At 68.1% G+C, this 20,453-nt stretch carries 17 protein-coding genes; 5 read left to right on the forward strand and 12 right to left on the reverse strand.

What is annotated here, in order from left to right; genetic code table 11:
* Positions 1-64: 64 nt before the first annotated feature.
* The 8 genes from LQF10_RS14570 to LQF10_RS14605 all read right to left on the reverse strand — a co-directional run bounded on the left by LQF10_RS14570 (position 65) and on the right by LQF10_RS14605 (position 9,034).
* Entirely contained in the window at positions 65-904 is an 840-nt protein-coding gene (locus tag LQF10_RS14570; protein ID WP_231064552.1) for an ABC transporter ATP-binding protein, read from the reverse strand.
* Positions 901-1,980, reverse strand: a complete 1,080-nt coding sequence (locus LQF10_RS14575) for a FecCD family ABC transporter permease (RefSeq protein WP_231064553.1) — start codon at positions 1,978-1,980, stop codon at positions 901-903. The genes LQF10_RS14570 and LQF10_RS14575 overlap by 4 nt, the downstream gene beginning before the upstream one ends.
* A complete protein-coding gene (locus LQF10_RS14580) occupies positions 1,977-3,038 on the reverse strand; it encodes a FecCD family ABC transporter permease (RefSeq protein ID WP_231064554.1) in 1,062 nt (353 codons plus the stop codon). The genes LQF10_RS14575 and LQF10_RS14580 overlap by 4 nt, the downstream gene beginning before the upstream one ends.
* A gap of 6 nt (positions 3,039-3,044) precedes the next feature.
* Complete coding sequence (locus tag LQF10_RS14585; RefSeq protein WP_231064555.1) at positions 3,045-4,907, reverse strand: siderophore-interacting protein; 1,863 nt, start codon at positions 4,905-4,907, stop codon at positions 3,045-3,047.
* A 63-nt stretch (positions 4,908-4,970) separates the two neighbouring features.
* Positions 4,971-5,966, reverse strand: coding sequence for an ABC transporter substrate-binding protein (locus tag LQF10_RS14590; RefSeq protein WP_231064556.1), 996 nt, complete (start codon positions 5,964-5,966; stop codon positions 4,971-4,973).
* Positions 5,967-6,025: 59 nt separating this feature from the next.
* Positions 6,026-7,012 carry an ABC transporter substrate-binding protein gene (locus tag LQF10_RS14595; RefSeq protein WP_231064557.1) on the reverse strand — a complete coding sequence of 329 codons (987 nt, stop codon included), beginning with the start codon at positions 7,010-7,012 and terminating at the stop codon, positions 6,026-6,028.
* Positions 7,013-7,090: 78 nt separating this feature from the next.
* A complete protein-coding gene (locus tag LQF10_RS14600) occupies positions 7,091-7,741 on the reverse strand; it encodes a response regulator (RefSeq protein WP_231064558.1) in 651 nt (216 codons plus the stop codon).
* Between the two features lie 9 nt (positions 7,742-7,750).
* Entirely contained in the window at positions 7,751-9,034 is a 1,284-nt protein-coding gene (locus tag LQF10_RS14605) for an ATP-binding protein (RefSeq protein ID WP_231064559.1), read from the reverse strand.
* A gap of 157 nt (positions 9,035-9,191) precedes the next feature.
* Between LQF10_RS14605 and LQF10_RS14610 the strand changes: the two genes are divergently transcribed.
* Together LQF10_RS14610 and LQF10_RS14615 are read left to right on the forward strand one after the other, a co-directional pair.
* The gene (locus tag LQF10_RS14610) at positions 9,192-11,141 is read left to right on the forward strand and encodes a PspC domain-containing protein (protein ID WP_231064560.1); all 1,950 of its coding nucleotides are present in this window, start codon (positions 9,192-9,194) and stop codon (positions 11,139-11,141) included.
* Between the two features lie 2 nt (positions 11,142-11,143).
* Positions 11,144-11,470, forward strand: a complete 327-nt coding sequence (locus LQF10_RS14615; RefSeq protein WP_231064561.1) for a hypothetical protein — start codon at positions 11,144-11,146, stop codon at positions 11,468-11,470.
* Here LQF10_RS14615 and LQF10_RS14620 read toward each other — a convergent pair.
* The 3 genes from LQF10_RS14620 to LQF10_RS14630 form a co-directional block, all read right to left on the reverse strand.
* The gene (locus tag LQF10_RS14620; RefSeq protein WP_231064562.1) at positions 11,467-12,657 is read right to left on the reverse strand and encodes a glycosyltransferase family 4 protein; all 1,191 of its coding nucleotides are present in this window, start codon (positions 12,655-12,657) and stop codon (positions 11,467-11,469) included. The genes LQF10_RS14615 and LQF10_RS14620 overlap by 4 nt on opposite strands.
* A 66-nt stretch (positions 12,658-12,723) precedes the next feature.
* Positions 12,724-14,307, reverse strand: a complete 1,584-nt coding sequence (gene guaA / locus LQF10_RS14625; protein WP_435531408.1) for a glutamine-hydrolyzing GMP synthase — start codon at positions 14,305-14,307, stop codon at positions 12,724-12,726.
* A 238-nt stretch (positions 14,308-14,545) separates the two neighbouring features.
* Positions 14,546-14,953 carry a DUF3817 domain-containing protein gene (locus LQF10_RS14630; protein ID WP_231064564.1) on the reverse strand — a complete coding sequence of 136 codons (408 nt, stop codon included), beginning with the start codon at positions 14,951-14,953 and terminating at the stop codon, positions 14,546-14,548.
* A gap of 88 nt (positions 14,954-15,041) precedes the next feature.
* Here LQF10_RS14630 and LQF10_RS14635 point away from each other — a divergent pair, with 88 nt between their 5' ends.
* Positions 15,042-16,019, forward strand: coding sequence for a hypothetical protein (locus LQF10_RS14635; RefSeq protein WP_231064565.1), 978 nt, complete (start codon positions 15,042-15,044; stop codon positions 16,017-16,019).
* Positions 16,020-16,128: 109 nt separating this feature from the next.
* Here the strand turns inward: LQF10_RS14635 and LQF10_RS14640 are convergent, their stop codons facing one another.
* The gene (locus LQF10_RS14640; RefSeq protein WP_231064566.1) at positions 16,129-16,989 is read right to left on the reverse strand and encodes an SURF1 family protein; all 861 of its coding nucleotides are present in this window, start codon (positions 16,987-16,989) and stop codon (positions 16,129-16,131) included.
* Positions 16,990-17,153: 164 nt separating this feature from the next.
* Here LQF10_RS14640 and pta point away from each other — a divergent pair, with 164 nt between their 5' ends.
* Positions 17,154-19,244 (forward strand): phosphate acetyltransferase, encoded by a 2,091-nt coding sequence (gene pta / locus LQF10_RS14645; protein ID WP_231064567.1) that lies wholly within the window; start codon positions 17,154-17,156, stop codon positions 19,242-19,244.
* Entirely contained in the window at positions 19,241-20,446 is a 1,206-nt protein-coding gene (locus tag LQF10_RS14650) for an acetate/propionate family kinase (protein WP_231064568.1), read from the forward strand. The genes pta and LQF10_RS14650 overlap by 4 nt, the downstream gene beginning before the upstream one ends.
* Positions 20,447-20,453 lie beyond the last annotated feature (7 nt).

Genomic DNA, 20,453 nt, shown 5'->3' on the forward strand with positions numbered 1-20,453 from the left:
TCAGAGGCTGCCCATCGGCGCCGCCCGGGCACCAGCGCGGCGGGACCTGCCAACGGCGCGGCGTTCAGGTGCGGTCCCGGCCCAACGGCACCACACTGGGCTTACCGACCACCGGGTCGGGGACCACGAGGCACCGCAAGCCGAAGACCTCTTCCACCAGCTCCGCGGTGACGATCTCAGACGGGGGCCCTTCGGCGACGACTGCTCCGTCTTTCATGGCGATCAGGTGGCTGGCGTAGCGTGCAGCGTGATTGAGATCGTGGAGCACCGCCACCAGCGTGCGACCCTCCTGGTGAAGATCGGTGAAGAGCTCGAGGAGCTCGATCTGGTAGGCGATGTCCAGGAAGGTGGTGGGCTCGTCCAGGAGCAGGATGTTCGTCTGCTGGGCCAGCACCATAGCCACCCAGACGCGCTGGCGCTGCCCACCGGAAAGTTCATCGACCAGTCGCCCGGAGAGGGAAGTCACCCCAGTGGCGTCCATGGCGTGTGCCACCGCATGCTCGTCGTCCTCGCTCCACTGCCGCAGCAGCCCCTGGTGTGGGTACCGGCCCCGGGCCACCAGATCGGCAACGGTGATTCCGTCAGGGGCCAGGGACGACTGCGGAAGCAGCCCGAGCCGGCGTGCCACCTCCTTCGCCCGGTAGTTCATGATCATCCGGCCATCGAGCACAACCTGCCCCGCCGCCGGTTTCAGAAGCCGGGAGAGGCCTCGCAACAGCGTCGACTTCCCGCAGGCATTCGCTCCGACGATCACCGTGAAGGACTCATCGGGCACACTGACCGAGAGTGCGTCGGAGATGACCCGGCCGTCGTACCCGAGCGTGGCCCGGTCGGTGTAGAGACGCGCCGGTGGCTGACCGGTCTTGTCCGCGATGGGCCCGGTCTGCGTGTCGGAGATGGTCATAGCTGCCGCCTTGCTTCGTGAACGAGGAGCCAGACGAGGTAGCTACCTCCGATGACGACGGTGACCACACCGACTGGCAAAGAACTGGGAAGGGCGTGCTGAGCGAGGACGTCCGCAGCGAGCAGGAGAAGCGCCCCCATCGCTGCCGCCGGAGCCAGGGTCACCCCTGGTGTGCGGGCGATCCGGCGGGCGATCTGTGGTGCGGCCAGCGCGATGAAGGAGATCGGCCCGGCTGCGGCGGTCACGGCCGCCGTCAGCGCCACACCCGTGATCACCAGGCCGAGGCGCACCGGCTCGATCGATACGCCGAGCGCCTTCGCTGCGTCGTCTCCGAGCTCGATCTGACGCAGCCCGGGTGACTGAGCCACGGCGAGCAGCATCAGGACGACCACAGCGACCGATCCCGCGCCCGCCTGCGCCCAGGTGATGCCGTTGAGACTCCCCGCGTTCCATACGGCGGCGCTCATCGCGACCTCGAGCTCAGCGCGGAGCATCAGCCAGGTGTTCAGGCTTGCCAGCATGGCCGAGACGGCGATGCCGACGATGATGAATCGGAACCCCTGGACACCGCGCTTGTAGGACAAGGCGTAGACGGCGGCCGCGGTCAGGATCCCCCCGACCAGTGCACCGCCGGCGACCTGCACGTAGGAGCCGCCGATGATGACGATCACCACGAGGGCTCCGGTGAAGGACCCCGTGGCGAAGCCGATGATGTCCGGGCTCGCGAGCGGGTTCCGGGTCAGGCTCTGGAAGATCGCCCCGGACACGCCCAGCGCTGCGCCGAATACGACCGCGGCCAGAGCCCGGGGGGCTCGCCACTCGACCACCACCAGGTTGGCCATCCCGGCGTCCTGCCCGGTCAGCGCGAGTACGACCTCGGTGAGGGTGAGCGGATAGTCACCGAGAGTGAGTGCCACCAGAGCGAGTACTGCGGCCATCGCGGCCAGCACCGCTACCGTCACTACGCTGCGGGCGGCGAAGCGCACGGACGCCCGGCGTGCCCTGACCCGGATAACCGCATGCCCGAAGTCGATGCGTGCAGGGCTGCGCACAGGGGTGTCGGTCTGCGTGCTCATAGGCCACTGGCCCTGCGACGGCGGATCAGCAGGATCAGCACGGGCGCACCGACGAACGCGGTGATGATCCCCACCGGCACTTCGCCGGGCCGCAGCACCACACGGCCGATCACGTCGGAGATCAGCAGTAGTCCGGGGGCGAGCACGAGTGTGTAGCCGAGTATCCACGGTTGGGCCGGACCCACGATCCAGCGGGCGATGTGCGGGACCATCAGCCCGATGAAGCCGATCGGTCCGGCGATCGCCGTCGCCCCGCCGGCCAGGAGGGTGACCGCGGCGACGACGGCAACCCGCGTCCACAGAATGTTGGTGCCGAGCGCGGCGGCGAGGTCCTCACCGAGCGCGATGGAGTTCAGCGCTCGCGAAGCGAGGATTGCCAGCAGCGCCCCCGCGCAGAGGAACGGCAGCACCGGAAGCAGGATGTCGTAACCGCGCCCCGCGATCACTCCCGCGTTCCAATGGCGCATCTGGTCGAACGCGGTGGGGTCCATCAACGTCATTGCCGTGGTGAGCCCGGAAAGGACGGCCCCGAGCGCCACACCGGCCAGGGTGAGTCGCACCGGGTCGGCCGACCCGCGACCCGCCGAACCGATGAGATAGACCGCGATCGTGACCACCAGCGCGCCCGCGAAGGCGAACCAGACGTATCCGAGGATCGTGCCGACCCCGAAGACAGAGACTGCGAGCGCCACGAAGAAGGCCGCCCCGGAACTGACCCCCAGGATCCCTGGATCGGCAAGTGAGTTGCGAGTGAGCGCCTGGATGAGTGCACCCGCCACACCTAGGGCTGCCCCGACGGCGAGCCCCACCAGTGTTCGGGGCGCACGCATCTGCGCAATGATGATGTGTTCCTCGATCTCTCCTGAGTAGTTGAAGACGGCATCCAGCACTCCTGACAGCGGAATCGGTCGGGACCCGACTGCAACGGACAGCAGCGCGAGGGCAGCCAGTCCGCAGAGCGCGAGGATCAGGCCGGTCAGCCGCATCCGGTTGGTGCGAGCCACACCCCGGGGCGGTGAGGCATCAGTGGCACGGGAGATGGTGGTCGATGACGTCATCACTCCTCACACCTGCGGCTCGAGAACGTAGACGATGTTGCCTTGTCCAGCGACGTCGGCACCCGTCACGCGCATGCCAGCGCTCTCGAAGATGCCCCGATACTCGTCATCGGTGCGTTGCCCGCCGCCGTAGAGGGCGAGGTCACGCAGATCGGCGGCGGCACTGTCCTCTTCCGGCATGACTGCGTCGACAGGTGCTTCGAGGACCAGCACTAGTCCGCGACGACGAACACCCTGGGCGGCCTGGCGAAGCGCGCGCACCGCATCGGCGTCCGCGAGCCTGCTGAGTTGCTGTACGAACAGCACCGCGTCGGGCAGCGCAGTTCCGGATCTCGCGCTCGTGTCCTGCTGGTCGATCACCTGCACCTGAGCGTGCTGAGCGGTCTCGGTCAGCGACTCATCCAGGGCGGCGCGTAGCGGCGCTGCCTGGGCCGGGTGAGCGACCAGCGTGAGCCGCATCTCCTCGTGGCGGCGGAGCACTTCTCGGGCAATCACGTGCGCTGGGTCGGCGTGCACCAAAAGATGGGTGACCCGGGAGAGTGCGGCACTCGATGCGAGGGCAGGCGCGAAGAACTGAGCCTGTTTGCCCGCCTGATCGAGGAGGCTGTGCTGGAAGCTCGGGTCCTCGCGCAGCGGTGCCCCCTGGAGCCCGCTGCCATGGTGGGTACCGCCGTCGCCGCGCACTGCATCCAGCAGATCGGCGAACGCCAGATCCTGACGAGCCTCAGCCCCGTTCAGATCGAGCCGGTCCGTCACTATCTCGTGGGCTAAAAACTCTCCCAGTTCAGTGAGGCGATAGGCCCCCTGTGGAGTGCGGGAGAGTATCTCGACCGCGGTCAGGTAACGCAGTAGTTTGCCGAGCGCGGCGGGGTCCGAGCCGGTGTGGTGGGCCAGCCGGTCCAGGTCGTCCACGCCGCGGGCGATCAGCTCGGCGAGCCCGAGCGAGGCGGCGGCCCGGATCGCGAACGGCGTGGCAAGGTTCGCCATGGCCTGGAACCGGATGCCGGGCAGTTTCTCCGCCGCGTCGATGTCGGGGAGCGAGGGGTCATCGCGACGTGCGCGCACTTCGCGGCGCCGCCAGTACCCGACGTGGTGGAGCGCCTCTTTCGGCACACCGCGGTCTTCCAGGAGATGCCAGCGGATCCGGCGGACCGCCTGCGCCTCGGCGGCCACCCAGGCGAAGGCGACCCCCGGCCACCAGTCGAGCCCGGTGACGGTCTCGTGCAGGAGCTGCCCGGGTTCAGCCTCGTGCCGGTGGATCCAGGTGATCGTGACGTCTGCGGCTGTGGGGAGCTCTTGCTCGTGGTGGTGGTCGGGCACCTCGATGAGCACCTGGGCTCGGTACCCCTCGGGCAGTTCCTCGAGGCAGCGACCGATCGCCGGCAAGGCAGTCTCATCGCCGATGAGGAGGAGCCAGTCCGTGCTGAGCGGCAGCCCGAGACTGCGTCCTGGCCCGGAGATGTGGATCCGGTCTCCGACCGCACACCGGTACGCCCACGTGGTGGCCACCCCGGTGCCGTGGCGGACGAAATCGACGTCCAGCTTCGCTTTGTCCCGGTCCCAGCGGCGCACGGTGTAGCTCTTCATCACCGGCCTCGTGCCGGTTCCGAAATCGAGCCGTCCTGCCCGCTGCGCCGGCAACAGCACCTCCGACTGGCCCGGGTAGGGAAAGTACAACTTGATGTGGTCATCGAAACCCGTGCTACGGAACTCCGCCACGGGGACGTCGCCGGAGATGAACGGACGCAGTTGTTCACCGGTCAGCGTGACCCGGCGCATCTGGGAGGTCACGTCACTGATCCGCAGGACGCTCAGTTCACGGAGCGCAACGGGATAGATGTCGCTGTCCCGAAGGAGCATGCGAGCCATGGGATTCTCCATTCACGTGCTAGTACAGCGCCTGGACGAGCGCATGAGCAGACCCGGGCCGGATCAGCCCTGGGTCAGGCAGGTCTCGACCTCGCTGGCGACGATCTCGGCAGCCAGCGGACCGGGCTGGAACCACGCCGCAAACTCCTCAGCAACACACACCTGATCCGCCTGCACCGCAGGGACCTGCTCCCACAAGGGCTGAGCCTGCAGAGCCTCCAGGTCGGCATCGCTATCGGGCACGATATAGACCCAGTCACTGGGGATCTCGGTCAACATCTCCGTTGAGATCACTAGCCACGGAGCGGCGCCGTCTTCGACAGGTTGGCCGAACGTCGGATCGAGCAGGGTGACGTGCTGCATGCTCTGCAGGACGTTGGAGCTCAGCGTGCTGGTCGTGTCGTAGAAGCGCACTTCCTCGGATCGTGCCCGCAGCATCGCGATAGTCTCACCAGTGTCGGCACGATGTGCGTCAACCTCGGCGACACGTTCCTCAAACGCCGCGATGCGTTGCGCCGCTTCGTCTTCGAGATCGAGCAGCTCACCGAGTTCGGTGATGTGCTCGGTCCATCCGACCGCTACGCCCTGCTCGTCCCGCCGGTGGTAAGCAACTGTGGGCGCGATGCCCTCGAGAACGCTCAGATTGTCGCTGACGATGTTGTCGATGCCGATGATCAGGTCGGGTTCGAGTGCTGCAACTGCCTCAAGGTTCGGCTCCGTGGAGGTTCCCAGGATGGTGAAGTCATCAGGAAGATGCGCACTCACATAGTCCGGGACCTCACTGATTCCGCCCCACAAGGCGGCACCCACGGGAACAATCCCCAAGGCGATCATGATGTCCAGTCCGGCCGAGTTCATCAGGACCACGCGCTGTGGATCGACCGGAATTTCGGTGGCACCCAGCGCATGCTCGACCGTACGCATCTCCTGCTGACCACCGGCCCCGGACGAAGCGCCCGTTCCGCCCCCAGCACAAGCAGACAAGACCAGCGCAACAGCAACGGTGCCAGCAACGGCAACGGCAGCGACGCGTCGCAGCCGGACAACAGAAACGGACACAGACCTCTCCCAACACCTTTGGATAGGCTCACCTTACCGAATGTGTGGGCATGCGAGCGTCAGTCCGCGGTCAGGCAGACCGCCACCTCGCTGGCGACGATCCCGGCAGCCAGCGGACCGCCCTCGAACCACGCCGCGAACTCCTCCGCCACGCATACCTGGCCGGCCTGCACCGCAGGGATCCGATCCCACAACGGCTGAGCCTGCAAGGTCTCCAACTCGGCAGCGCTGTCCGGCACAACGTAGATCCAATCGCTGGATATCTCGGGCAGGTTCTCCAGGGCGATCACTGACCATGGAGATCCGCTGTCCGCGACCTCACCGAATGCGGGATCGACGAGAGTGATGTGCTGCAGGTTCTGGATCACGGAAGAACTCAGCGTGCTGGAGGTGTTGTAGAAGCGCAGTTCATCAGGGCGCGCTCGCAGCACCGCAATGGTCTCCCCGCTATCGGGAAGTTGTGCATCGATGCTAGCCACACGGTCCTCGAAGTCCTTGATGTTCTGGATGGCCTCGTCCTCGAGGGCGAGCAACTCGCCGAGCTCGGTGAGCTGCTCGGTCCATCCGGTCCCTCGACCCCGCTCATCAAATCCGTGGTACGCAATAGTAGGAGCGATGCCCTCGAGCGAGTTCAGATTCTCGCTGACAATGAAGTCGACCCCGATGATCAGGTCGGGTTCGAGTGCGGCGATCGCCTCGAGATTCGGCTCCCTGGGGGTGCCAACAACGGTGAAGTCATCAGGAAGCTGGGCACTCACGTAGTCGGGCAACTCACTGAACCCGCCGAACAGCGGGGCCGCCACAGGGGTGACCCCCAGGCCGATCAGGAGGCCAAGCCCGGCCGACTCCGTCATCACAACCCGTTGCGGATCGGCGGGAATCTCAGCAGTGCCCAGCGCATGCTCGACCGTGCGCGTCTCCGGTTGATCATCGGCCCCGGACGAAGCATCCGCTCCGCCCCCACCACAAGCAGACAAGACAAGCACAGCGGCAAAGGCGCCGACAACGGAGGCCGGGCCTCGCCGTCGGATAGCAGAAACAGACACAGAGCCCTCCAGAACATTTGGATAGGCTCACCTTACCTGCGATCGTCGGGCGACCGGAACACGCGTCCGTCACGCGCCTCACAAGAGCCGCCGCACCGCCGCCCACCGGGTCAGCTCATGCCGGGAGGAGAGCTGCAGCTTGCGAAGCACCGCCGAGACGTGCGTTTCTACGGTCTTGATCGAGATGAACAGCTCTCCGGCTACCTCCCGGTAGGTGTATCCGCGCGCGATCAACCGCATCACTTCCTGTTCACGTGCGGAGAGCCGGTCAAGCTCGTCATCAGTGACGGCCACATCGGTGGCCGTAGTGCCGAAGGCGTCCAGCACGAAACCCGCCAGCCGCGGTGAGAACACCGCGTCTCCCCCGGCCACGCGCCGGATGGCATCGGAGAGATCGTTCCCGGCGATCGCTTTGGTGACGTACCCGCGAGCGCCGGCGCGGATCACTGAGACGACGTCCTCGGAGGCGTCCGAGACGGATAGTGCGAGGAAGCGCACGTCCCCGAGCAGATCGGCGCACCCGCTCAGCACTTCCGCACCGCCGCCGCCCTGCCCTCCGGGCAGGTGTACGTCGAGCAGCACGACGTCGGGGCGTAGCTCCTGGACGGCGGAGATCGCCGTCGGCACGTCGGCAGCCTCACCCACGACCTGGATGTCCTCAGCCAGTTCGCTACGAACCCCTGCTCGGATCATCCGGTGGTCGTCCACCAGCACCACACGCAGCGTCATCATTCTCCCTTAGTCCTTCGGTGCGGTATCGGTTGCCAGGTGGGGCATGCGCAGCCGGATCTCCGTGCCTCGCTCAGCATCACTGCGGATATCCGCGGTGCCGCCGTGCCGCCGCATCCGGCCGAGGATCGAATGCCGTACCCCGTGGCGGTCCTCGTCGATGCTCTCCGGGTCGAACCCGTCGCCGCGGTCGCGCACGAACACCTCGGTAGCCTCACCGTTCACCTCCACGTAGAGCGAGACGGGCTCCGCCCCGTGCTTGACGGCGTTCACGAGCGCTTCCCGCGTGGCAGCAGTGAGCACACCGGTCCCGGCGTCAGGGACGGCGTCTCCCGCCGTCACCACATCGATCGGGACTCCATGCGAATCCTCCACCTCGGCGGCGGCTTGGCGCACTGCCTGAGCGATGGAGTCGCCCTCATCGGGGCGGTCGGCATAGAGCCAGTCCCGCAGTTCTCGTTCCTGGCCGCGGGCCATTCGGCGCACGAACACCGGATCGTCCGCTCGTGCGCGGATCAGCGACAGCGTCTGAAGGACCGAGTCATGTAGATGCGCCGCGATGTCGGCACGCTCGGCTTCCCGCGCTCGGGCCGCCCGTTCAGCGACGAGATCGCGCCACAACCGCAGTCCAAGCGGCGCGAGAACGAATGCGGTGCCTGCGAGGATGGCGAGTCCGGCCAGGACCCCGTTCACGACATCGCCGAGCGGCCGCCCGCGCGCCACGAAGATGATCACGCCGATCAGCGCGAGTGTCAGACCGCCGCCGACGCGCAGCAGCACCGAGGCACGGCGCACCGGCTGCCCGGTTCGGCGCTGCCGCTCGGCCGCTTCGAGCTGGCTCCATGCGAGCGCTGCACCGGCCACGAGGACCACCACCGGCAGCAACCACGCCGCTTCGAATCCCGGTTGCACCTGGCTGGCCAGTAGCGCCGCGGCAACCAGCAGCAACGCTGCACCGATCACCAGGTCTGCCACCGGGGTTGCGGCCGTCGTCGCCCGGAGCCGGGGCACCAGGCGGGTCAACCGAGTCGGGCGCTCCTCCGCCGCCGCCTCTTCCGGATCTCCCTCCGGGACGGTCAGCACGAACCAGAGGTAGAGCAGCACACCGGCGCCGAGGAGCAGCGTCAGGAGGATGAAGATCCACCTGACGGCGGTCGTGGAGAACCCGAGGTGCCTCGCCAGTCCTACGCACACACCGAGCAGGCGCCGCCCGTGGACCGGCCGGCGCAGGGGCACGGCGCCCAGCTGGCGCGGCTGGTGCGCACCGGGCTCGGTGGGGGCAAGAGGGGTCACCAGAGCATCGTGGCACGCGGGTGGCCGTCGCAGGAGGTTCAGGCGGCTGGTTCAGGGAGAGATCAGGGGTGATCAGCCACAAAGCAGCCTCGAACTCAGGGCTAGTTCAGGGTCTCCCCCGATACCGCCAGGAGCGCCACGCCGGTTGACTGGAGGCATGAACTCGAACGCATCTGATCCGAAGGCTCCAGCGGCCGACGGCTTCTTCGACTCCTTGCGACGCGCAAACCTCCCCCGCACGCAGGACCGCTGGATCGGCGGTGTGGCCGCAGGGCTCGCGCACCGCCTCGGTATCGACCCGCTCATCGTGCGCGGCGCCTTTCTGCTGATTACCCTGTTCGGCGGCTTCGGTCTGCTTGTCTACGGGGTGGCGTGGGCGCTGCTACCGGAGCATTCTGACGGCCGCATTCACCTGCAAGAGGCCATCCGTGGCCGGTTCGACGCGGCTCTTGCTGGCGCCCTCCTGCTCACTGTGATCGGACTCTCCCGCGCCGGCTTCTGGTGGAGCGGCTGGGGCGCACTGCCGGTGAGCCTCGGGATCATCGCACTGATCGCCCTCGTCGCAGTCATCGCCCTGGCGATCCAGCGACGCCAGGACGAAGGCTCCATTCCGGGGACGGCGGAGACGGGCCCAGCCGCTCCTGGTGGGTACAGCGGACAGCATGATCCAGGTGGGCAGTACGGCCCCGGCGGGCATAGCCAGCACTACGGATCCGAGGGGTCCCCGTGGCCCGGCGGTCCCGCTGGTCCCGCAGGTCCCTGGGGTGCCGGCAGCACCCCGCCCCCAGATCCACCCGCAGGGACAGCGGAGACGACTGTGGCGTTCGCGGCAGGGCCAACAGGCACCATCGTGGCCCCCTCCCACGCGTCGGGCGAGGAAGCAGCCAACGCTCCTGGCACCACCGGCACCAGCAGCTCCGACGGTCAGGACGAGAGGGAGAACACGGAAACGGCTGCCGTGAACGAGAGCAAGCCGAGCGAGCCATCCGGACCGAACGAGCCATCCGAGCCGAGCGAGCTGTCCGAACGGGGCGAACGCGACGGATTCGCTGGGCCAAGCGAACCCGTTGAGCATGGTGCGCCCGCTGGGCCCACTGAACCGATCGACACTCCTGCACCCGAGGAGACCCACGTGCTCCCAGCGACCGCAGCCGCACATGGTGACTGGAGCCACATGTCAACCACCAGCACCCCGGCCGACCACACCCCGTGGTCCGGCGCTGCATCGAATGCCCCTCCGGTCGATGCCGAACAGCCGCCGACGGTCCCGCCCCCTGGTCAGCCCCCCGTGCCGCCGTCGGATCACCTGCCAGAGCCGCCGCCAGCACCGGCCCCACCACCGAAGCCCCGCGTCCCCGGACCGGGCGCCACCCTGGTGCGGGTGACACTGGGCCTGATCCTCCTCGTCGTCGCGGTTCTGCTCTACGCCGGTTACACCGGATCCGGAACCATGTGGACCCAGCCGTGGTTCGCCGATCCCGGAACACCGAATACGTGGAGCACACCGGTAGTCGCCCTCGGCGCCGCAGTAGCCCTGTTCGGCCTCGGCGCCGTGATCGCCGGTCTGATGGGCCGTCGTTCCGGCAGCCTCGGGGTGCTCGGCACTCTCGTGGCCCTGGTGGCCATCCCGTGGGCGATGGTGCACTCGACCGAGGTCGTGCACCGCTTCGATTGGAACGACTCCAGCGCCTATGGGGAACAGAGGTGGCAACCCGCCACCGCCGCAGAGGCCACCGAAGGGTACGACCAACTCGCCGGTGGCGTGCTCATCGTCGACCTCTCCGATCTGGAGGACGTCACGGTCCCGGGCCCGGTGGAGGTCGAGCTGGGCGCGGGAGAACTGACCGTGCTCGTCCCGGAAGGACTACCGATCGTTATCGACACCTCCGTGACCGGAGAGGTCGTCACCCGCAACCTCAACGACTGGACCGCTCAGGTCGAAGGCCGCGCGGCCCAGACCATCGACGGCGACATCGACTACGGCTTCCGCTTCGGCGGCAACCGAGAAGTCACCATCTCCTCGCCTGAGGCCAACGACGCCACCGTCGAGGCCCTTGAGCTCCACGTCGATCTCGGCTTCGGCGAGATCGTGATCGAGGAGAGGTAGCCGTGAGTACGGGAGAGCACACAGAACGTCACCACATCGAGGAGACAGAGACCGCCATGTCCACCAGCCCCAGCAGCGTCACGAGTTCCACCAGTCCCGCTCAGACCGTCTCCTACGGCGGAGCATCCGATCCCAGCGCGCAGACTCGGCGCGGACCCCGGATGCGGTCCGTCGTATGGGGTCTGGTGCTGATCCTGCTCGGCGCCGTGGTGATCGCCGTCGGGCTGGGCGCCCGGCTCGATCCAACCGCCGTCACCATCGGCATCCTCGCGATCGCAGGCGCCACGCTGCTGGTCGGCGCACTCATCTCAGCAGCGAAGGGTCGCTAGCGCCGGTCGCCCATCTCCGATCCGGTCGAGCCCGGGAGGCCCATCGCCTCCCGGGCTCGTGCGTACACGGCATCGGCGCGCCCGATCACCTCCGCCCACGACATCGGCGGCGCCTCGGCGCCATTGTGCGCGTGGATCTGCGCGAGGAGATCAGCGTCCTCGGCCAGTCGCACCAATGCCTCGGTCGCCGCATCGTCACCGTCAACGAGCAGCCCGTCGCGCTCATGCTGCACGAACTCACTCAACCCGGTGCCCCGCTGGCCCACGATGGCGAGTCCGGCAGCCCGCGCTTCCAGGGCCGCGATACCGAACGCCTCCAACATCGCCGGTGCCACGAACACATCCTGGTCCCGGTACAACGTCGGCAGGGTCGGGCGGGGCACTCGTCCGAGCACACTGACCACATCCTCCAGGCCGGCGGCGACCACCTCAGTGCGCACCGCGTGCTCGGCAGGTCCGCCCCCTGCGATGGTGAGCCTGATCCGGGGCCTGCCGGCGTCGTCGCGGCCGAGCCGCTCGTGAGCCCGCGCCACGGTCCGTACGAGCGGCACGGCTCGCTTGCGAGGAGCGAGCCGCTGGGTGGCAACCACGCGCAAAGGGCCGGTGCGCGCGGGCCCTGCCCCCGGTCCCGACGGCGTCCGGTCGCCTCGGGCCGCGACCGCCCGCCACGGCCTCAGGTCCAGTCCGTTCGGCATCACGCTCACGTCAGTACGGCCCAATGCCTCCGCCACCCGCTCGGCGGCCACCGCGCTCACCGCGCTGGGTGCGAATGGGGTGGATCGCCAGCCGGTGACCCGGGCACCGATCGCGACCGCCTGTTCCACACCGTCGAGCATGCAGTGCCACGTGATCGCCAACGGAAGGCCCATCTCGCGAGCCGCGCGGGCGCCGTCGTGGGCGAACGGCGAGACCACTCCGGCATGCACGTGCACCACATCGGGCTCGAGCAGCTGCAGCGCCCGGCGGATCAGAGCCCGCCCACGGGGATGCACTGGCAGCCCGAACGTCACCGGGGAGGCAAGCCGGTGCAGCCGTACCCCGGAGAGTTGGGTGATCGTCTGCCGGTATCTGCCGAGTTCGCCTCCGGTTCCGGCGTCGGCCGCTGTGGCCGTGAGCACGTGCACCGAATGGCCCTGACTCACCTGATGCGCGGCGAGGTCCTCCACCTGACTCTCGATGCCACCCACGCGCGGGGCGTAGCAGTCGGAGACGTGAACGATACGGATGATGCGCCCCCTTTCAGCTCGGTGTGCTTACTCCCACTCGATGGTGCCTGGCGGCTTGCTGGTCACGTCCAACGTCACCCGGTTCACCTCGGGTACCTCATTGGTGATCCGGGTGGATATCCTCGCGAGTACCTCATACGGCACGCGCGTCCAGTCCGCCGTCATTGCATCGTCAGAGGAGACCGGCCGGAGCACGATCGGGTGCCCGTAGGTGCGGCCGTCGCCCTGCACTCCCACGGAGCGGACATCGGCGAGCAGCACCACAGGGCACTGCCAGATGGCCCGGTCCAGCCCGGCAGCGGTGAGCTCCTCGCGAGCGATCAGATCCGCGGCGCGCAGGGTCTGCAGCCGCTCGGCCGTGACGTCACCGACGATCCGGATGCCCAGACCGGGCCCCGGGAACGGCTGGCGCCACACGATGGCCTCTGGCACACCGAGCTCGAGGCCTACGGCTCGCACCTCGTCCTTGAACAGGGTCCGCAACGGTTCGATCAATTCGAACTGCAGGTCATCGGGCAGGCCGCCGACGTTGTGGTGGGACTTGATGTTCGCCGCGCCCTCACCGCCGCCGGATTCGACCACGTCGGGGTAGAGGGTGCCTTGGACCAGGAATTTGACGTCTGCGCCGGCCCCACCCTCGGCGGCCACCACCTCCCGGGCGGCGTCCTCGAAGACCCTGATGAACTCGCGTCCGATGATCTTGCGTTTGGTTTCCGGGTCACTGACCCCGGCGAGCGCATCGAGGAATCGATCGACCGCGTCGACCACCTTGAGCTTGACACCCGTGGCGGCCACGAAGTCGGTCTCCACCTGTTCGGCCTCGCCGTGGCGCAACAACCCGTGGTCCACGAAGACGCAGGTGAGTTGATCCCCGATGGCCTGCTGCACGAGGGCTGCGGCCACTGAGGAGTCCACCCCACCAGAGAGCCCGCAGATCACCTTCGCATCGCCTACCTGGGCGCGGATCGCCGCGATCTGGTCGGAGATCACGTTCCCGGCAGTCCAGTCCGGTTCGATCGCCGCGGCGCGGTAGAGGAAGTTCTCCAGGGCCTGCTGGCCGCGTTCAGAGTGCTTCACCTCCGGATGCCATTGCATGCCGTACAGCCGGCGCTCCGTGTTCTCGAAGGCCGCCACGGGTGAGCCCGGGGACGTCGCGAGCACCTGGAAGCCTGCCGGGGCCGCGTGCACGGCGTCCCCGTGACTCATCCACGTGGTCTGCGCCTGACCGGACCCGTGCAGCAAGGTCCCTGCCTCATCAATGCTCACGGTGGTGCCGCCGTACTCACGTGTTCCGGTGTGCGCCACCGTGCCACCCAGCGCACGCGCCATCGCCTGGAAGCCGTAGCAGATGCCGAGTACCGGGACGTCGGCCTCGAACAGTGCCGGATCCACCGAAGGAGCACCGTCGGCATAGACCGAGGCCGGGCCACCGGAGAGGATGATGGCGGCCGGATCCTTGGCGAGCATGTCGGCCACCGCCATCGTGTGCGGCACGATCACCGAGAACACATCGGCCTCGCGCACGCGGCGGGCGATGAGTTGGGCGTACTGCGCACCGAAGTCGACGACGAGAACGGGCCGGGGCGTGGGGGGTTTCGTGGGTGCGCTCACCCCAGCAGGATAATGGCGACGACCCATGGTGCGGCGCCGTGCTCAGTCGGCGGGCGGCGCCACACCCTGCGGATCGGCCTCACGCTCTGCGACGCAACGGTCGACTGGCGGACCGACCTCACACTCTGCGACGTGACGGTTGACCGGCGGAGCGGCCCCACGCGCTGTGAGCTGCCGGTTGACCAGCGCTCCGGGTGCTCCTACTACGGGCCGGCGGGCCACACTGCGAGCCAACGGGTCATTCGGATCGCTGGCGAGTGGCCAGAGTCTCCTCAACCCAGCCGTGCGCCTTCTGCTCCATCACGAACGAGAGCACCGGGATCACACCGCCGGCGATGAGGAGCGCGATCCTGCCGAAACCCCATCGCATCCGGCTCCACAGATCAAACACGGTGACCGCATAGACCACATAGATCCAGCCGTGCACGAACGCGATCCACGAGCCGATCACGGGCCGGGAGTCGCCATTGGCGTCCACGCCGTTGACTTCCACGATGTACTTGAGGACCATCTCCACGCAGAGCAGCAGCAACATCGCACCGGTCACGAACGCCATGATCCGGTAGCGCGTGAAGGCACCCCGGTCCCGCATCTCCTGTGCGTCCGCCGTGGTGCCCTCGCTTGTGGTGGCCTCGGAGTCGGTCATGGGCGCCAGTCTCTCACTGGTCAGCCGCCGGCGGCCAACTCCGGACAAGGCGCCGATGGGCTCGGCGGTTTGGGGCTACCGTGACTCTGTGCCTTCCCCTGCCGCCCCATCAGGCGACGCTGAGCATTCTGACGAGACCGAGCGTTCGAGAGACGCCGAGCGCTCCGGCGACGCCGAGCAGTCTGGAGAAGCCGAGCGTTCCGGCAGCATCCTGAACCGCGGAAACATCCGGCGCTCCCGGGTCATCATCGCTGCTGTCGCGGCGCTTGCGGTGCTCATCGTGGTGGCCGTCGTCGTCGCCCGCGAGAACCGTCAGAACGAGGAACGCGAAGCGGCCGTGGCCCATTGGGGCGCCCAGATCGCCACCTGGGAGTCCGAGCAGCTCGCGGGCATCGGCGCCGGAATCGTGCCGGCGGACGCGGCCGGTTCGATCGCCGATGCGGTCAGCGGGACGGCGCTGCGCCCGGTCTGGCCGGATGTGCCGCCCACGGCCGACTCACCGGAGGACTCACTGGACGAGGTCAACGCCTCGTGCACCGCCGTGACGGCGTATGACGAGTCGGTGCAGGTAGCTCCGGAACCGCCGGCTCCTCCGACTGACCTGGATCTCACTGACGCCGAGCGAACCCGGTTCGACGAGGGCTCCGCCGCACTCGCCGAGCTCCGCAACGCATTGAGCGAACCGATGGCCGCGATCCGGCAGTTCTGCGGCACCTACCCAGCGCTCCTCCTGGCTCACGGTGCCGAGAACGCCGCCGAGGCCAACCGTGCGGTGGCAGAGACCCTGGCGGTGCAGTGCCCGGCCCCCGCACTGGACGGGATCTGCGCTGCGACCATCGATGCGGCATCGGCTCTTGCGGGCGAGGTGGAGTCCAGCGAGGCCATTCAGGCCACCTGGACGGCCGCCGTCGTGGAGGAAAGCGCAGTAGAGACAGCCCTGGGTGGGCAGCGCGAGACGGCCGCAGCGCAGTCCGCCGTGGCCCAGGCGGTGGCCGGGGAAGCGGCCGAACTCGAGCAGCAGATCGAGGATGCGGCCACAGCGTTCGCGACCGCCCTCCGCCCGTGACGCTGCATCCGTGACGCTGCATCCGTGACGCTGTATCCGTGACGTTCAGTCTCTGGACCGTCGATCGTGTGCGTCGACTGCACTGGACTGCTCAGGTGGGGATGCGCGCTCAGGTGCTGACGGCGTCGCGTTCCTCGCGTAGGTGGCGCACCTCGTCGCGCACCATCCGCCACCAGAGCACGATCGCGAACCCTCCGAAGATCCACCACTCGGCTGCGTAGGCGAGGTTGCGCACATTGAGCCCACCGCCGGTGATCTCGGGCGGCCCGATCGGGGTCGGTGTGAGAACGGGCTCGCCGGCCGACGTGCCTGCGACGGGTTCCTCGGTGGCCAGGCGCAGATACGCCGAGTACATCGGCCCGCCCCAATGGTTCACGAGCTGCGCCGGGCTGATCACCTCCACCTCCACCTCGGCCCCGGTGCCGGCCGTGGGGTCGATCCCCCGCTCTGCGGGCTCCGGTCCGGCGAGGAACCCGGTGACCTGCACCTCTCCCTCCGGCACTGCCAGCACATCATCGCTGGTCTCGGGCACCCACCCGCGCACCACCGGCAGCAGAGCACCGTCCTCGGTGCCGCCGCTCACGCGGAGCGCCGAGAGCACATAGACGCCAGGCTCACCGTCGTACCCGCGGCCGGTGACGACGAACTGCATGTCTGGCTCGTAGCGACCACTGACCGCGACCCGTTGGCCGAGCTGCTCCTGGGTGAGGCCGCTTCCCTGCTCCATCACCTCAGCCAGTGCGAGCGCCGGGCCGTCCGAGCGTTCGGACTGGGCCACCTCGGAGGCCTGGACGCCGCGGATCTGTGCCCGGTCGAGCTGCCACGCACCAAGGCGGATACACAGCAGCGCCCCGAGCAGCAAGATGAGCAAGATCCCGAGGAGCCGGGGGCGAGTGGCCGCGCGCAGCCAGTCCGCCGCGCCGCTGCGGGATCGCGCTGACTGCTCGGCTGCTCGCCCGCCTGTGCCCACCTCACCAGGGTACGGCGGTACGGCGCCCACTGGCACAATCCCTCGTCCGGGACCAAGGGCCCACCCGCAATCGGTCGCTGCCCCGGTAGCGTTGGCCACGATCTGCCCGAGCATCCAACTGCCCGCACCACCGCGCCGGGGCACGCGCCGAACAAGGAGCCGTGATGGTGACCAGTGTCTACGTGACCTCTCCGGAGGGTCACACGGGAAAGTCCTCGGTCGCCCTGGGTCTCGTGGAGTCCTTCGTCCGCCGCGTGACGCGAGTCGGAGTGTTCCGCCCGATCACCCGGGGAGACTCGGACCGGGATCCCGTCGTGGAGTTGCTCCTCGGCCACGACGCCGTCGATCTGGACTATGACGAGTGCGTGGGCGTCTCGTACGAGGACGTCCATGCCGACCCGGACGAAGCGTTGTCCACGATCGTGCACCGGTATCACCGGGTGGCCGATCAGTGCGAGGCCGTCGTGATCGTCGGCTCGGACTACACCGACGTGGCCGGGCCCACCGAGCTCGCGTTCAACGCCCGGGTGGCCGCGAACCTGGGTTCGGCGGTGGTCTTGGTGGTCTCCGCCGTCGAGCGTGATCCTGCGGACGTCCGCCAGATGGTGGACGTCTCGGCCACGGAGCTGACCGCCGCCCATGCACGACTGGTGGCCGTGGTGGCCAACAGGGCCGCGCCAGCGGGCCTCGAGCCGATCCGCGCCTCACTCGCCGACCTCGACGTCCCGGCGTGGGTGATGCCTGACGTACCGCTGCTGGCTGCACCGAGCGTTCGGGACCTGATGGCGGCCGTGGACGGCACCTTGGCAGCCGGCGACTCCGAACTCCTCGACCGCGAGGCCGAGGAGTTGATCGTGGGCGGGATGACGATGGAGCACATCCTCGAACGACTCTCCGACGGCGCCGTGGTGATCGTGCCCGGGGACCGTTCCGAGGTGATCCTCGCACTGGTGGCGGCACACGCGGCGGAGAACTTCCCTTCCCTCGCCGGGCTCATCCTGAACGGCGGCTTCGCGCCATCGGAGCAGACCACGCGCCTGGTTGACGGGCTCCGGCAGAAACTCCCGATCATCACCACCGGCCACGGCACGTTCGAGACGGCGAGCCGCGCAGCCCGCACGCCAGGGCTGCTCTCCACCGGATCCCAGCGCAAGCTGGATCTGGCGCGATCCACATTCGAGCACGCGGTGGACGCCGACGCCCTCATGGACGCGGTGAACGTGCCACGCAGCGAGGTGGTCACCCCATTGATGTTCGAACATGAACTCCTCGAGCGGGCCCGTGCAGGTGCCAAACATGTGGTGCTGCCCGAAGGGGAGGACGACAGGATCCTGCGCGCTGCGAGCACTCTCCTCGCCCGCGACGTCGCAGCGATCACCCTGCTCGGGGACGAAGCGGTCATCCGGGCCCGGGCCAGTGAACTCGGGCTGGATATCGGTGCCGCCACGGTTCTGTCCCCGCACGATCGCGAGCTGCGGGAGCGGTTCGCCCTCACGTATACCGAGTTGCGCCAGCACAAGGGAATGACCGTCGAACGAGCCCGGGAGATCGTCACCGACGTCTCCTACTTCGGCACTCTGATGGTCTACGAGGGTCTCGCTGACGGGATGGTCTCCGGCGCCCGGCACACCACCGCGCACACCATCAAACCTTCGTTCGAGACCATCAAGACCCTCCCGGACGTGTCCATCGTCTCCTCGGTCTTCTTCATGTGCCTGCAGGATCGGGTGCTGGTGTACGGCGATTGCGCCGTGAACCCGGACCCGACCGCCGACCAGCTCGCCGACATCGCCATCTCCTCAGCGGCGACTGCCGCCCAATTCGGGGTGGAGCCGAGGATTGCGATGCTGTCCTACTCCACCGGTGAGTCCGGGTCGGGCGCGGACGTGGACAAGGTACGTGCGGCCACTGCCGAGGTGCGTCGGCGGCGCCCGGACCTGGTCGTCGAAGGACCCATCCAGTACGACGCGGCCGTGGACCCGGCGACCGCCAGTACGAAGATGCCGGGTTCGGACGTCGCCGGCCGGGCGACAGTGCTGATCTTCCCCGACCTGAACACCGGCAACAACACGTACAAGGCAGTGCAGCGCAGTGCCGGTGCGGTCGCCGTCGGGCCCGTGCTCCAGGGGCTGCGCAAGCCGGTGAACGACCTGTCCCGGGGGGCGCTGGTGCAGGACATCGTCAACACTGTGGCCATCACCGCCATCCAGGCCGACGGCGATCCGAGCAACGAGAAGGACGGTCAGCCGGCATGAATGCAGCACGCCCGACGGCGCAGCATGTGCTGGTCATCAATGCCGGCTCTTCCTCTCTCAAGTATCAGGTGGTGGATGCCTCCTCCGGGGCGGCGCTGGCCACCGGACTGATTGAGCGAATTGGCGAGAAGACAGGACAGGTGAGCCACACCGTCGGCGACTGCGATCACGAGCGCGAGGTCGACGTGCCGGATCATGCTGCGGCCATGGCAGCGATGTCCGAGGCGTTCTCCGAGCACGGCCCCGACCTCGCTGGCGTGAACCTGGCCGCGGTGGGCCACCGGGTGGTGCAGGGCGGTCCGGAGTTCAGCGAGTCCGTGCTGATCACGCCCGAGGTGGAGGCGGCGATCGAGGACGTCTCGGACCTGGCCCCGCTCCACAATCCGCCGAATCTGGCCGGTATCCGCGCGGCGCGAGAGACGTTCTCGGACCTGCCCCAGGTGGCTGTGTTCGACACCGCCTTCCACCGCACCATGCCGGCCCATGCGGCCACCTACGCACTCGACCGCGAGGTGGCACAGGCCCACCGCATCCGCCGCTACGGCGCACATGGGACGTCGCACCAGTACGTGGCCAGGGCGGCAGCGCACGAGCTCGGCATCGCACCTGAGCAGGCGAATCTGATCATCCTGCACCTGGGCAACGGCGCCTCGGCCACCGCAGTGGCGAACGGGAACTCCGTCGACACCTCGATGGGCCTGACTCCGCTGGAGGGCTTGGTGATGGGCACCCGTACGGGAGACATCGACCCGGCAGTGGTCTTCCACCTGGCGCGCACAGCCGGGATGGACATCGATGCCATCGACACGATCATGAATCGGCGGTCCGGTTTGCTCGGGCTTGCCGGCAGCAACGATATGCGGGACGTGGAAGCTGGAGTCGACGCGGGTGACGAGAACGCGAGGCTCGCGCTGGAGGTGTACTGCTACCGCCTCCGCAAGTACATCGGTGCCTACACAGCCGTGCTCGGGCGCGTGGACGCTGTGGTGTTCACGGCTGGAATCGGAGAGAACAGCGCTCCCGTGCGCGCCAGAACTCTTGCGGGCTTGGAGAGCCTGGGGATCTCGCTCGATCCGGTGGCGAATGAGACCCGTGGCACGGTACGGATCTCCACCGCGGAGTCACGGGTGGCCGTGCTCGTGGTTCCCACCAATGAGGAATGGGAGATCGCCCGCGAGGCGGTTGCTGTGCTCGGAGGTTGACGAGCTC

It is taken from the genome of Ruania halotolerans, assembly GCF_021049285.1.
Taxonomy (GTDB): domain Bacteria; phylum Actinomycetota; class Actinomycetes; order Actinomycetales; family Beutenbergiaceae; genus Ruania; species Ruania halotolerans.